The organism is Prochlorococcus marinus str. MIT 9313 (assembly GCF_000011485.1).
In the GTDB taxonomy this organism is placed as follows: Bacteria; Cyanobacteriota; Cyanobacteriia; order PCC-6307; family Cyanobiaceae; genus Prochlorococcus; species Prochlorococcus marinus_D.
Map to the genome: position 1 here is coordinate 1,359,529 of NC_005071.1, position 14,086 is coordinate 1,373,614.

General features: G+C 51.4%; 15 protein-coding genes and 1 pseudogene. 9 read left to right on the forward strand and 7 right to left on the reverse strand.

Translation table 11 applies throughout. The features are described from left to right. Window positions 1–276: 276 nt before the first annotated feature. A complete protein-coding gene (locus AKG35_RS13220) occupies window positions 277–504 on the reverse strand; it encodes a hypothetical protein (RefSeq protein WP_162009601.1) in 228 nt (75 codons plus the stop codon). Here AKG35_RS13220 and rpoD point away from each other — a divergent pair. Continuing rightward, a complete protein-coding gene (gene rpoD, locus AKG35_RS06785) occupies window positions 416–1,750 on the forward strand; it encodes an RNA polymerase sigma factor RpoD (protein ID WP_041384505.1) in 1,335 nt (444 codons plus the stop codon). The two genes, AKG35_RS13220 and rpoD, sit on opposite strands and share 89 nt — an antisense overlap. Window positions 1,751–2,304: 554 nt before the next feature. Next, a complete protein-coding gene (gene hemC, locus AKG35_RS06790) occupies window positions 2,305–3,258 on the forward strand; it encodes a hydroxymethylbilane synthase (protein ID WP_011130642.1) in 954 nt (317 codons plus the stop codon). 76 nt (window positions 3,259–3,334) lie between these two features. Here hemC and AKG35_RS06795 read toward each other — a convergent pair whose 3' ends face one another. From AKG35_RS06795 to AKG35_RS06805, 3 genes are all read right to left on the reverse strand, one after another. Continuing rightward, a complete protein-coding gene (locus AKG35_RS06795) occupies window positions 3,335–3,949 on the reverse strand; it encodes a L,D-transpeptidase (protein ID WP_052646230.1) in 615 nt (204 codons plus the stop codon). Between the two features lie 94 nt (window positions 3,950–4,043). Continuing rightward, window positions 4,044–4,631 (reverse strand): inorganic diphosphatase, encoded by a 588-nt coding sequence (locus AKG35_RS06800; RefSeq protein ID WP_011130644.1) that lies wholly within the window; start codon window positions 4,629–4,631, stop codon window positions 4,044–4,046. A gap of 269 nt (window positions 4,632–4,900) precedes the next feature. After that, a complete protein-coding gene (locus tag AKG35_RS06805; protein ID WP_011130645.1) occupies window positions 4,901–5,359 on the reverse strand; it encodes a hypothetical protein in 459 nt (152 codons plus the stop codon). A gap of 182 nt (window positions 5,360–5,541) precedes the next feature. Between AKG35_RS06805 and AKG35_RS06810 the strand changes: the two are divergent. Next, window positions 5,542–5,814 (forward strand): annotated as a pseudogene (locus AKG35_RS06810) (carbamoyl-phosphate synthase); the annotation flags it as partial. Between the two features lie 198 nt (window positions 5,815–6,012). On the opposite strand, the gene AKG35_RS13540 reads toward AKG35_RS06810, so the two are convergent. From AKG35_RS13540 to AKG35_RS06825, 3 genes are all read right to left on the reverse strand, one after another. Next, window positions 6,013–6,480 (reverse strand): hypothetical protein, encoded by a 468-nt coding sequence (locus AKG35_RS13540; RefSeq protein WP_011130647.1) that lies wholly within the window; start codon window positions 6,478–6,480, stop codon window positions 6,013–6,015. A gap of 103 nt (window positions 6,481–6,583) precedes the next feature. Next, window positions 6,584–8,134: a carboxypeptidase M32 gene (locus AKG35_RS06820; protein ID WP_011130648.1), complete on the reverse strand. Its 1,551-nt coding sequence runs from the start codon at window positions 8,132–8,134 to the stop codon at window positions 6,584–6,586. A 93-nt stretch (window positions 8,135–8,227) separates the two neighbouring features. Further along, window positions 8,228–8,665 carry a thiol-disulfide oxidoreductase DCC family protein gene (locus tag AKG35_RS06825; protein ID WP_011130649.1) on the reverse strand — a complete coding sequence of 146 codons (438 nt, stop codon included), beginning with the start codon at window positions 8,663–8,665 and terminating at the stop codon, window positions 8,228–8,230. A gap of 158 nt (window positions 8,666–8,823) precedes the next feature. Between AKG35_RS06825 and AKG35_RS06830 the strand changes: the two genes are divergently transcribed. The 6 genes from AKG35_RS06830 (at window position 8,824) to AKG35_RS06850 (ending at window position 13,784) form a co-directional block, all read left to right on the forward strand. Continuing rightward, window positions 8,824–9,438 (forward strand): secondary thiamine-phosphate synthase enzyme YjbQ, encoded by a 615-nt coding sequence (locus tag AKG35_RS06830; RefSeq protein WP_236069562.1) that lies wholly within the window; start codon window positions 8,824–8,826, stop codon window positions 9,436–9,438. Continuing rightward, window positions 9,431–9,799 (forward strand): CopG family transcriptional regulator, encoded by a 369-nt coding sequence (locus AKG35_RS06835; protein ID WP_011130651.1) that lies wholly within the window; start codon window positions 9,431–9,433, stop codon window positions 9,797–9,799. The genes AKG35_RS06830 and AKG35_RS06835 overlap by 8 nt, the downstream gene beginning before the upstream one ends. 273 nt (window positions 9,800–10,072) lie before the next feature. Further along, complete coding sequence (locus AKG35_RS06840; protein WP_011130652.1) at window positions 10,073–10,363, forward strand: 4a-hydroxytetrahydrobiopterin dehydratase; 291 nt, start codon at window positions 10,073–10,075, stop codon at window positions 10,361–10,363. A 90-nt stretch (window positions 10,364–10,453) separates the two neighbouring features. Then, window positions 10,454–11,521, forward strand: coding sequence for a CobW family GTP-binding protein (locus tag AKG35_RS06845; RefSeq protein WP_011130653.1), 1,068 nt, complete (start codon window positions 10,454–10,456; stop codon window positions 11,519–11,521). A 271-nt stretch (window positions 11,522–11,792) separates the two neighbouring features. Further along, entirely contained in the window at window positions 11,793–11,939 is a 147-nt protein-coding gene (locus AKG35_RS13325; RefSeq protein WP_011130654.1) for a hypothetical protein, read from the forward strand. 243 nt (window positions 11,940–12,182) lie between these two features. Then, window positions 12,183–13,784, forward strand: coding sequence for an ABC transporter permease (locus tag AKG35_RS06850; RefSeq protein WP_011130656.1), 1,602 nt, complete (start codon window positions 12,183–12,185; stop codon window positions 13,782–13,784). Window positions 13,785–14,086: the final 302 nt, after the last annotated feature.

Genomic DNA, 14,086 nt, shown 5'->3' on the forward strand with positions numbered 1-14,086 from the left:
TCAGCCGGATCAGCACTTGCAGGCGTCACAAGTTTTTTTTAGAATGTCAATGTTGGACAGTCCAAAGGCTGTCGTCGGAACCAAGCAGAGTTCCGTCCAGTGGGAAGACACGAAATTCGAGCCTCTATAGGGAACCCTCTATAAAAGTTCGGTCGGTCTGAGAAAGCCCCTGACAGCCCTGCTTTGGTCCACAAAAACATTCCCTGTTCCTTTCGCTCCAAATCAGAGCATCCCAAGTCTCAACCTGGATAACAGGATCGTCAGGCTACTTCTAGCTCAGATAATCACTTGTTTACGAGGTTCTGATCTGATGCTTTGAGCCGTCGGTGCTGCAGTGGCCACTTTTGCATGGTTTTGCATAAGCATGGGTTCTGCTCCCTCATTCCCACTTTCCTCTTTCATTCCCTCCCCTGCCATGAGTCCTGCAGCCACCCAAGCAGCAGCTGCAAAGGCCCAGCCAAAAGCCTCTGCAAAGACTGCCAAACCCCAAGTGGCCAAAGGCACGGCTAAAACCAAAGCCAAGAAAGTCAAGGCAACAGCAGCTAAGGCAAAGACTGCTGCCAAGCCGGTTAGCTCTGCTGCAAAAGCGTCCAGCCCCAAAGCAAAAAAAGCAAAAGCCACCCCTCCCCCTACTGTCAGCAAAAACCTTGATTTAACTGCTGACCAACTTCTCGCTACAGCAGCGACAAGCGCCCCTAAGGCAAGCGCTGAAACTGAAAGCAGCCAAGCTGCTGCTAAAGCAACCAGCGAAGCAGACGCGAAGGCCAGAGCTCTAGCCAATATCAAGATCGGTCCTAAAGGCGTCTACACCGAAGATTCCATCAGGGTTTATCTCCAGGAGATCGGCCGTATCCGCCTGCTGCGTCCGGACGAGGAGATTGAACTAGCCCGCAAAATTGCTGACCTCCTGCATCTAGAGGAACTGGCAGAGCAGTTCAATAGTGATCACGGTCACTACCCCAACAACAAGGAATGGGCTTCCCTTGTTGAAATGCCCAACATCAAATTCCGCCGTCGCCTGATGCTGGGGCGCCGAGCCAAGGAAAAGATGGTGCAATCCAACCTGCGGCTGGTTGTTTCGATCGCCAAAAAATACATGAATCGAGGCTTGTCCTTCCAGGATCTAATCCAAGAAGGCAGCCTTGGACTAATTCGTGCTGCCGAAAAATTCGACCACGAGAAAGGGTACAAATTCTCCACCTATGCCACCTGGTGGATCCGTCAAGCCATCACCCGAGCAATTGCGGATCAGAGCCGAACAATCCGTCTTCCTGTTCACCTCTACGAAACAATCTCACGCATCAAAAAAACAACCAAAGTGCTGAGCCAGGAGTTTGGCCGTAAACCAACAGAAGAGGAAATTGCCGAAAGCATGGAGATGACAATCGAAAAACTTCGATTTATCGCAAAAAGTGCTCAACTACCCATCTCCCTCGAGACACCGATTGGCAAAGAGGAAGACTCCAGACTTGGTGATTTCATCGAATCTGATACTGAGAATCCAGAACAAGATGTTGCCAAAAATCTCTTGCGAGAAGATCTAGAAGGTGTTCTCGCAACCCTCAGCCCCCGCGAACGTGATGTTCTGCGTCTGCGCTATGGCCTTGACGATGGCCGCATGAAAACCCTCGAGGAAATTGGACAGATCTTTGAGGTCACACGAGAGCGCATCCGTCAGATTGAAGCCAAAGCCCTACGCAAACTTCGCCACCCGAATCGCAATGGTGTTTTAAAGGAATACATCAAGTAATCAATGTAAAAGTCAATCCAAAAAGGGGGCTTAAGCCTCCTTTTTCAGTGCAGGCGATCAAGACCTGTCAGCCACTGATATCTTTAATTCCTAATATCAATAAAGCAGAAAAGCTATTTATGCCAAGGCTGCCAAAAAGCAACTCTCAATCTGATCAAAGGCACTCCAAATACTTTAACTACTAGGACCATTCATATTAGATATAAAATACCTCCATCCTTCTGACAAAAGCCAAAACCTTGCCATCAAGCTAGCGCCTCCGCATTCAATACAATCAAGCCACTCATTAGGAAAAATTTTATTTTTTAGCATGCAATCTGGAGACAAGTTAAATATATCCCTGATCCCTTTTTCAATAGTTGGGAAGTGATATTTGCTTCCCAAAAGGGAGCTCTTGCATCTCTTGCTGGTCTTGGGAAAGGAAATGAACAAGACCTATTGATTAAACAGACAACCGAAAAACCTCCCTTCCCTCAGAGCATTAACGGATTAGCAGCCCATCGCGAAGATCGTGGGGTCGACTGCTTAATCTGGAGGGCTGGAGTTCTGAACACATGGTCCTCACCCAACTGCGCATCGCCTCACGCCGAAGCCAGCTGGCCATGGTGCAAACCAATTGGGTGCAAGCGGAACTGGAGCAAGCACACCCTGGCCTTTCCATCTCGGTAGAAGCGATGGCAACCCAGGGAGACAAAATTCTCGATGTCGCCCTTGCCAAGATCGGCGACAAAGGCCTGTTCACGAAAGAGCTTGAAGCTCAGATGCTGGTAGGGCGTGCTGATATAGCTGTTCATTCCCTCAAAGATCTACCCACCAATCTTCCCGAAGGGCTCATGCTTGGGTGCGTGACTGAGCGAGAAGACCCAGCCGACGCTCTGGTAGTGAATCAAAAGAATGCCGAGCATCAACTCGACACCCTGCCTGAAGGGGCAATCGTTGGCACAAGCTCGCTACGGCGTCTCGCCCAATTACGGCATCACTACCCCCATCTGGTGTTTAAGGATGTGCGCGGCAATGTGATCACCCGCCTTGAAAAACTGGATGCCGGCAACTATGACTGCCTGATCCTTGCAGCAGCAGGTCTGACAAGGCTTGGCTTTGGAGATCGCATTCATCAGTTGATTCCCAGCGAGATCTCCCTTCATGCCGTTGGCCAGGGAGCCCTAGGCATTGAATGCGTGGAGGGTCACCCCGAAGTCCTCGAGGCCATCAAGGCACTGGAACACAAACCAACAGCGCAGCGCTGCCTTGCTGAGCGGGCCTTACTAAGAGAACTAGAAGGGGGCTGCCAGGTCCCCATCGGTGTCAATAGCCGCATCGAAGCCAACGAATTACTGCTCACAGGCATGGTTGCCAGCTTGGATGGCAAACGCTTGATACGTGATCAGCAGCGCGGCCCAATTGATCGCTGTGAAGCCATCGGCAAGGAACTCGCTGAAACGCTGAAATCTCAAGGCGCTGGAGAGATCCTTGCGGAGATCTTCGCTGCTGTCAGGCCAGAAGCCTGACTACTCTCAATCTCTATTGAGCCAGCTAGCGAGATCAATCAAGCACTCGTCAGTCTGTTGGCTGCGCTGACAAGGATCAGCGCAGGATTTCCACAGTTGTTCCCACCTCGACGACGTCAAACAACTGACGTACATGCGCATGAAGCATGCGCACACAGCCATTGGTGACTGCAGCTTTTGCATTGACCCAGTAGGGCCATGGGGTGCCATGAATGCCGAATTGGTTCTGACCACTTTGCAAAAAGCCAATCCAGCGATCGCCAAGGGGACTAGCAACCCCAATCGCAGGATTCACTCGCCCAGATTTGGTGCTCTGATATTGCGGATTGATCACTTTGTTCTCCACCTTGAAGACACCTGTAGGAGTAGGCGTACGAGGATCACCAATAGCAACCGGCCAGGGGCCAAGCTTCTCGCCATCGCGGATCACACTGATTTCACGACGACCAAGCAGCAAGACAACTTTCGTACTGATCTCAGGCGATGCAGACACTTCAGAGTTATCGGCTGGGCTCTCAGGCGATGCAGACGATTCAGATTTTTCCGCTGAGACTTCAGGCGATACAGATGCTTCAGTGTTTTCCGCTGAGGTCTCAACAGATGCTTGAACCATGCCTGGTAAAGCAACAGCTCCCGCCAGGATCAATGAAACAGGCAACAGCGAAAACGGACGACGGAACAGGCTTGACATGGCCAGCAAAGACTGATCAGTCTCAAGATAAACAGCGAGCAACAAAACCGTTCAGGCCATGTTCATTCGCTGCCAACGACCATTGCCGCAAGGATCAATCAACCAGTTTTGGATCGATCTCAGCGAGATAACGGGCTTCGCAGGCCTTGATAATCTCGACAGCCTTTTGCACCCCTAAGAAGCCGTTCACCCTGCAGGTACCAGGCTTTTTAAGGTCCTTGTAGTGCTCCCAGTAGTACTGGGTCTCCTTCAGCCATTGCTCTCCGAGCTGTTCAAAGCTGGTGATGTGGTCCATGCGCTTGTCATCAGCCAGCACAGCGATCACTTTGTCGTCGACTTCACCACCATCATCAAAGGTCATGATGCCAATGATCCTTGCCTCAACAATCGAGCCGGGCACCAGCGGCTCTGTGACACTGACGATTTCGATGTCGAGTGGATCACCGTCTTCGTCCCATGTACGAGGAATGCAACCGTAGGCAAAGGGATAGGCCAGGGAGGAATAGCCGACACGATCAAGCTTGAGGTGGCCTGTTTCCGTGATCAGCTCATATTTATTGATCGTGTTGGAGTTGAGCTCCACGATCGTGTTGAGCCGCAATTCCGATTCATCGGCAAAGGCAGGCAACACATGCAAGAGGTTGGGAGTGCTGCGGCTTGGAGCCTGATCGATGTTGGCCATAAGTAGCGAAGTCGCCAGCGGCGCATCCTACGGGGGCGCCGCGATCAAGCTCATCGCCGCAAAGAATCCAAAGCGATTGATTCAATAAACGATGCTTAACACTATCCAAAGCTTCAAGAGGGAAATTAAGCCAACAGCTGGCATAGCAGTTGGCTTGATTAAAAGAACAAATAAAAAGATTAATAATTGACCATCTAAACATCAATCAAGAACTTCTCGTTAAAAGAGAAGCCTCTAGCCAATCACCTTCTTGCATTCCATGAGATAAATCAAAAGATTTTGGGCTTAACAGAAGCACCCACACTCCCTTCCACATTCACCTTGCCATCAATATTAACTCTACCTTGCACTTGTAGCGGAGATGAATTCACCACATCCACCGGTGTTCGAATTTCATCAACACTCACGCTTCCTTTAATCTCTTCTACCAACACTTGGCCGAGGATCGGTAGAGCTTTATTGGAGTTAATCGTCACGCCATTCTTAACAGCCACATCACCGTTCACAGAGAGTGGCTGTTCGGCGTTGATGTCAACGGTGGGCAAAGCAATCTGATCCACTTGCAATCCACCAACGATGCGAATTGGAATAGGCCGGCTGAGCAACTGCAGCGCTGTTGCCGAAAGCACACCAATCGAGATCACCAGCGCGAAGGGCCATCTACTGACGATGAACACTTGAAGCCACAACGGCGTGTCTTCTTTTTGAGTGAATGGCTTGCTCTGCATTGGACAAGATCTACTGCCCTATTGATACAAGACCAGCACCTCATGCGCTCATTACCCACCAACTAAAGCTGCGCAACCGAGACACCGATCCTGCTTTTCGTTTTGGCGAAACAGATTTGGGCAGGTAGCAAAAGCCACATCTTCCCATCATGCTGTTGACAGCATTGAACAGCTCAATCCCAGTGCTGCGTTCGCTTCGCCTCGCGTTATCGCTGACTGGTGCGACGGCTCTTGCACTAGCCAACACTCCCATCCAGCCTGTTGCTACTCAAGACGACTGCAGTGCAGAAGATCTAGGCGTGATGGAGATCAAGCTTAAAGACGCTGTGTGGTTCAACTGGGGTTTCCAAGGAACACTGCAAGGAGCAGGCACACCCGATCAAGCCGTCATAGGGGCATTTCTTCCCATTGCTGTTGGTGAGAACATTGTCTTCTTTATCGATGCCTTAGCCAACCCTCAAAAGCACAGCCAGTTGTCACCAGCTTTGACCAAACTAGTTTTCCAAACCTCAAAACTATCTATTGCTATTTAAGTGCAGACGCTGTGAATTAATCAATGTAATCATACCAATAAATAGGTGCTCTAGGAGTTTAACCCTAAATAGATCCAACCAACTTATGCGACTACAATGCATAGAGTCGCATAAGATTCTTTAGTCGCGGCAATTAAGCACCATCCCTCCAGCCCAACAATTCTTCTCGCCCGGACCGCCCGTATCAGCAACATCAAGCATCTTAAACAATCCAGGCACACATAAAATGCCATCGCCTGTCTCTACCCAGCCAGGTGCACATTTAGAGCCCGGCTGTTCAACAGCGGTCTCATCTGTTGATACTTGATCATTCGGCACTTGCTGACTGGTCACTGAATTAGCTTGCACTCGCTGAATGGCTAGAGGATTAGTGGCTGCTGGATTAGTGGCTGTTGGATTAGTGGCTGTTGGATTAATTGCCACTTGATTATTCTTCAATTGATCACTAGCTACGCCCCTAGCATCAAGCTGACTTTCAGCAACTTGCTTAGTGACAACATTAGCTCCAGGAATTATCCCCATGGTGATAACAATAAACACCAAAAGCATGACGCCAATGGCAGCCAATATGCCGTTAACACCTTTCATTTGCGACGCTCTGCTGTATCAAGCATAACGGGCCCTGGAGAAATCCCAGAAGAAAGAAAATAAAGCGTTTTGCTCGAGCCATGCGTTTTCGCATCCTTCTCAATCAAAGCTCTCGTAAACGCTCGAGCTTGTCTTCTAAGTAATCAAGGAAAGGCTTGCTCGATAAAGGTTTTCCGGTTACGTGCTCCACCAATTGCTCAGCATTCATCATCCGGCCAATCGGGTGAACATGCTCTCGCAACCAAGCCAACAGCTGATGCTCATTAGCATGAGAAACATGTTCCTCAAGTGGTCCAATCGCCTGCTGCATCGCTTCTGATAGCTGCGCACTAATCAGATGCCCCATCAGATAAGAAGGGAAATAACCAAATAAACCTTCACTCCAATGCACATCTTGCAGACAGCCCTCGCCATCATTGTCGGGAATCACACCAAGCAAATTGCTATAGCGCTGGTTCCATTGATCAGGCAAATCCTCCACCGGTAAGCCTTCTTCTAGCAGCGCAATTTCAAGATCTGTTCGAATTAAAATATGCAAGCCATAACTGAGTTCATCGGCTTCCACGCGATTCAATCCTGGTGTTAATGGATTCATCGCCAGCCAAAGCTCATCAGCAGAGCTGAGTGGCGCGCCTACAGAGGCAAAATGAGGCCACCAGCATTCGCAAAAAGCCTTACTGCGAGCAATTCTGTTCTCCCAAAACAGAGACTGACTCTCATGCACCGCCATCGACGTGGCCTGGCCCAACGGCCAGGCAAACCATTGATGACTTTGAGCAGGTAGACCCTGTTCATAAAGGGAGTGTCCCCATTCATGGGCGGTGGCCAAAAAACAAGACAAAGGCTGCCCAGGCACCACTCTTGTCGTGAGTCGAAAATCCTGAGGTCCAAGGGTTGTTGAAAACGGATGCGGTGATCGCGCCACGCAAGTGATGCTCAGATCCCGACCCCATCCCTGAAGCAGGCGCTCACAAAGATCCTGCTGAGTGGTGTCATGCAAATCCCATCCCAATGACACCGCACGAGAACGAGTCCAAGCGCGTGCCTCCTCAACTAAATCAGGCAGTCGTTGACGTAATGGAGCAAACAGCTCCTTTAAACGCGCCAAGGTCAGATCCGGCTCAAAAGGTTGGGCCAAACTTTCCCAGCAGCTGCGTTGTTCTGCCAGCTGCTGCGCCTGTTCCTGGCGCAAACTGATCAGATGCTGCAAAGCCGGCGCGAAGCAGGAAAAATCAGCCGTTGATTTGGCTTGCTGCCATCGCGCATATCCCTTTGCCTTCGCAGTCGCGAGCGCTCCCACCAAAGCAGGATCTAGGCGCTGCTGTCGCCTGAGGTCTTGCTCAAGCAGCTCCAGGTTGCGAGCTCGCTCAACAACCTGGCTTGGCTCCAACTCCCCCGCCAAACGAGCTTGCTCAAATTCAGCGCGAACCTCCACCAACAGCCCCTCAAATTGCGAACTGCTTTGACGTGCATGCAATTGCTTGGCCAGAAGACTGAGTTGCTCACCGCGCCAAGCAGCCCCAGCAGAAGGCATCCTGGTGTTCTGATCCCAATAGAGGGTGCTTTGAATCGAACCCAAAAGCTGGGTCTCGTGCAGATATTCACCAAGTCGTTGCCAAGCCAGCGCAAGCAAGGGCTGGATCCATGACTGCATCAACCTTAAACAGACGAGTGCCCTAAGGCCAAACTTTCGTTGGGATTGACTCCCCCTTACCCCTTAAAAGAGAGACAGAAGAGAAGTAAAAAACTAAAGCCGCTTCATGCGGCAGCGGCATAGCTGATCGAGGGATTCGCGGCCAGTGAGCCGCAGGCGTAATCGAGCCCAGATCTTGTAGACCCCATCCACAACTCGAGCAACACCAGGCCAGGCCGTGGGTGCATAGAGCCATCCCCAATCCACCAATTGATAAGCCTCGCGAAAGACCGCGACATCTCGCACGACTTCACCATTGCGACGCAACGCATGCATGCGCCCCATCGCCTGCCGATAACTGATGCCAGCAAAGGCCTCAGGCTCATAGTCAGAGGAATCAATATCAACAAAATTCAAGCGGCCGTGACGATCATGAGCGCGTAAAAAGCTCACTTCACGGCAACAAAAAGGACAAGCCCCGTCAAACAAGAGGGTGAGCTCAGGTTCAACATTGACGGTCATCTCCTGTTCCAGGTGCATTCCTTGCGGCATCAGTCATCAGTCAACGTCATCCAACCACAAGGGAATTCCTCACCATTGCTGGCCATCAAGGCATAGGTCATCCAGTGGCGAGTGTTGTCTTTGCCAGCACAAGGTTTCGAGACAAGCCATCGGGTAGATATTTTTCAGCTGCTTCAGACCCGCTGCGCATGGAGAGAGGCAGAGCCACTCGCAATCGCAGCAAGCAAAGCAATGATCGCCAGCAGACCCTTTCAGCGAAACAGCACGCCCCATTGCTGCTAGGTCAACTGTGTAGACCAAACTTAGGCAGCCAGTCACTCCCCCCAACAGCGATGTCTCTTCAGCAAGCGTTACACCAGCTGGAGATCGTCACGACAGGAGAAGGCTTCACAGACCTCACTGCCCAACTCAATCATTGGATTGCCTCCTCGAGAATTAAGCGTGGCGTTCTCCACCTCACGGCATTGCACACCAGCTGCAGCCTCACCATCAACGAAAACGCAGACCCACGAGTGCTCACAGATCTCTCGGCTTATCTCAAGGCTCTCGTGCCAGAAGAGGGCTTCCGGCCGATCAACGACCTAGGCGCGCGGCGTTCCTATCTCCATGACGATGAAGGGCCAGACGATATGCCCGCGCATATCCGCACAGCTCTCACCTGCAGCACTCTTAGCCTCAGCATTGATCAAGGCAGGCTGCTACTAGGCATCTGGCAGGCGATTTATCTCTGGGAACATCGCCGGCATGGAAGCCACAGGCGGGTGGCGATCCACGCGATTGGCGAAATGAACAGCCATGAATGATCTGCCTGATGAATTGTTAAAGCAACTTGATCGTTATGCCGCGATGCACGGCATGGATCAAAAACAAGCCATCGAGCATCTACTACGAGGTGCCCTCAATCTCGCCATTCCTGATCTCTCGAAGTCCAAGCCAGTCAAGCCAACTGCTGGCCACAAAGAAGCAGCACCAAGCAGCACAGCCAACTTATTCGCACGCCGCAATGGTTCCAAAATCAACCAATTGGTGCAGCAACGCCACAACCCTGATGCCTGGGCTGAAGATGGTGGTGCTGAGACCGACGTAGATCTGCTCGTTGATCGTCTCCACGATCTAGCTGAATCACCAGATCAGGAGCAATCGATGCCACCAGAACAAACATGATCAGCACAAATGCGCTGCCCAATATGCATCGTTGATCGATGCTCTGACAAGACAACCTATCGACAACGCACCACAGCGCTCAATACTGCGGCTGGTTCAAAAAAATTGTTGAACAGTATTCGACCAACTCGGACAACAGCATTGGATTCTCAACTGCCGCAATCACTCCTAGGGGACAACATCAAATCACCCTTCAACCATTGCATCATTCGAGCAACACAACACAGTAACCATCACAGACAAGAATGACTCCAAAGCTCACAACACAACCTCATGACGGCAACCCTGCTTACTGCTGAACAGCTCTCTTCCGTAGCTGAAAAGCTGCCGGGGTGGACCCTGGCGGATCAACGGCTGCAAAGGCAATGGCGCTTTCGCAACTTTGTGGAAGCCTTCGGTTTTATGACCCGTGTGGCACTGCTAGCTGAAGCCATGAACCATCACCCGGAATGGAGCAACGTCTATGCCACTGTGACGATCGAGTTGACGACCCATGACGTCAACGGATTGAGCGATCGTGATTTGAAGCTCGCCGAAGCAATCAATTTGCTTGAGCCTGGCTGATCAAAACTCACTCAGGCGAAACTGCTGCCAGCATGGAATCAAAGAACGGCTGTGGTTCCGGCACCCTCCCGTTCCCCTGACGGCAAGCCCATGAACGACGCAATCGCATCCGAAGCAACCACTCAACCTGATCATGGCGAAGCGCTCGAGCAAGACCGGTGCGTACCGGTAACAATCCTCACTGGCTTCCTAGGCGCCGGCAAAACCACCCTGCTCAATCACATCCTCAGCAATCAGAACGGAATCAAAACCGCCGTATTGGTGAATGAATTCGGTGAAATTGGAATCGACAACGAGCTGATCGTGACCACCGGCGATGACATGGTCGAACTCAGCAATGGCTGCATCTGCTGCTCGATTAATGGGGAGCTGCTTGAAGCGGTTGATCGGATTCTCGAACGTCCAGACCCAATCGATTACCTCGTTGTAGAAACCACAGGCCTGGCAGATCCGCTACCCGTTGCCATGACCTTTCTTGGCAGTGAACTGCGAGATCAAACCCGCTTGGATTCGATCATTACCTTGATCGACGCGGAAAACTTTAACGACCAACTCCTGGAAAGCGAAGTCGGCAGAGCCCAGGTGATCTATGGCGACATCCTGCTGCTCAACAAAACAGATCTCGTCCCTGAAGAGCGATTAAAAGAGGTTGAATCCAAGTTGGCAGACCTCAAACAAAATCCGCGCATCCTTCGATCAATCAAAGGGAACGTGCCCTTACCGCTACTGCTAAGCGTGGGCCTGTTTGAAACCGATCGCGTACAACCAGCAGACCTTGCAGAGAGCCACGATCACAGTCATCACCACGACGATCACAGTCATCACCACGATGACCACCCTGATCACCTAGCAATCGAAGGCTTCACATCCCTATCCTTCAGCAGCGATGACCCTTTTGCGCTGCGGAAGTTCCAAAATTTCTTAGACAATCAACTTCCTGCAGAAGTCTTTCGTGCCAAAGGGATTCTCTGGTTCAACGAGAGCGAACGCCGCCACATCTTTCATTTAGCCGGCAAGCGCTTCTCCATTGATGACAGCGACTGGCCCGCTGAGCGCAAGAACCAACTGGTGTTGATTGGACGCCAACTCGATCACGACACCCTGCGACGCCAACTTCAGGCCTGCGTAGCAAAGGACGCCGGCAAAGGGTTCAGCTGAATCCAACCAACAGGCAAACAGATCGACAACTTCGCCCACTGCTTGCTACTCAACAGCTGCATCAATGGCATGTGCTGAACCCGCGCCAGGAGGAGAACCTGAACAACAGCTTGATCAACAGCGCACTCAATTCTGGGGCAATAAAAACGACTGCACGCTCGCTGGTTGTGTTTGCTGTGCTGAATTGATACTTCAGTATGAACAAAATCAAGCTTCTAATACTTCTCATTGAGATCTATCTGGCTAAAATGTTTCCTCAACGGAGAGGGCCATGCTTGAACTGCTGAGCGCCATCACCGCCCTGGCCCTCGTGATGCTGGCCTTTTGGTTATTGGCCGATTCCGATGACGACAACAGCGGCGGCGGACTGATGGAACCCTCACTTGTGCCTATTCCGGTACGCGAGCGACGCCGCTAGAAAACCACCCCTCAATCAACAAGCTGGAAGGGAGCTCGAGCAAAACAAGAAGCTGCAAGCCAGCTTTCAAAGCCATCGCAGAGCAAAAAGAATGTCGTGACTCACAATGCTGTTGAACGCAGTTGAGGTCATGCAGAAAAAAGTCTTCACCGCTGCAGAACTCTGCAAATGCCACCCAACTTCGCTTGCTCAACATCAAAACCTTCTCCCTGATGGCCTCTAACGGTTGAGATTGATCGCCTGATGACCCAAGACGCCGTCCCCTCAAACTACGGCTCGAACCGCCTGCGCAAACGCCATTGGCAACCAGACCGCCTGTTTCTCAACAGCATGGCCATTCTGCTTGCTGTACTTGCTCTCTGGCCTCTGATTGGTCTGATCCGTGAAGCACTGCAGGGATTCATCAATGGATCGGCCAGCCTGGGAGTCGATGGCCCACAACAGATTCAAGGGACCTTGACTCTGCTGATCGGGACATCCTTATTGGGAGGCCTACTGGGAACTGCAAACGGCTGGTTATTAGCAAACTGCCGCTTCCCAGGACGTCGAGCCCTACGGGTGGCTCAGCTATTGCCCCTCGCGACACCCGCCTACCTACTCTCTGCCATCCTAATCGACCTTGGCAGTCGCAATGCCATACGAATTCATGGCATGGGCTGGGGGATTTTGATCATGGCGCTGACAACCTATCCCTACGTTTTTCTCCTCAGCACTGAAAGCTTTTCAATCTGCGGACGCCGCCAACTGGAAGCCTGCCGCAGTCTTGGGGTGGGACCGTGGAACAGTTTTCGACGCATTGCTCTGCCCATGGCTTTGCCAGCGATTGGTGCCGGGATTGCCCTGATGGGCATGGAAGTCGTCAATGAACTCGGGGCCGTAGCACTACTCGCCATCCCAAGCCTGTCAGCTGGCATCGTTGAGACCTGGCAAATGGAAGGCAATCCTGCCGGTGCCATTGGACTAGCAATGATCGCGCTGATCATCGTGATGTCACTGGTGGGATATGAACGCAGACTGAGACGACGAAGCCGCCGCTGGACAGAGGGTGTCGCTGGTGGCGATTCTCCAGCCTGGCAGCTGCACGGTGTACGCGCCCTGTGCGCTCAGTGCCTAGCCCTCATTCCTCCCACGATCACTTTGGGTGTGCCTCTGCTGTGGGCCATCCTCAACCTCGATCAACTCGAACAAGGGATAGATCCTGATCTAATCCCACTGACAGAACGCAGTCTTGGACTTGGGCTGGCAGCAGCAAGCCTGGCCGTGGTAGCAGGTCTGATACTTGCAATCGCCAAGCGTTGGTCATCAACTCGCTGGATGGGCAACCTCTCATTTGTGGCAGGTATTGGTTATGCCATTCCAGGAGCTGTAATGGCCATTGCGCTGATGCCATTCAACGGTGCTCCATGGAACCTCGCCTGGATTCTGCTGCTGCTGTGGGGCTATAGCGATCGCTTCTTGGCAGTTGCAAAAGGAGGACTCGACGCTGCCTTCGAGCGCCTTTCCCCAAGCCTGGATGAAGCCGCTACTGGACTTGGCTGTCAATGGCAGGAGGTGCTTCGACGCGTTCATCTGCCTTTGCTGAAAGGTCCCCTAGCGGTAGGAGCACTTTTGGTTTTTGTCGACACGGTTAAAGAACTACCTCTCACATTTGTTCTAAGACCCTTTGATTTCGACACCCTTTCTGTACGGCTGTACCAATACGCCGCAGATGAACGCATGGCGGAATCCATCTTGCCAGCACTGATTATCATCGCTCTGGGATTAATCGCTTCGCTGGCATTGGTCCCAGGGCTCGATCAAGGGGAACAAAAAAAGCCTCATTCAAGTAAAGAACCACTCACTTAGTTTTCAATACTTCAAATGATCTTCAACAAGAGTTTTGGGTCGGGCTCAGAAAGGCAGACCCCATTCAAAACCACAGACTCATAACAAGCGAGAATTGCGAAGAGAGACTCGACAGACAAAAAAGCCTCTCCTCCACAACACTTGCTACAGATAAATCACTTATTTGATACGAGATTAGCAGCATCAGAAGACTAAGATATTGGCATCTTTTGATTGAAGACCAGTCCATGGAAAAATATAAAAATGTGCTTCTAATACGCCTATTCCTTGGCCTTGACGCTTTCCTTTCTCTGCGATTGGTC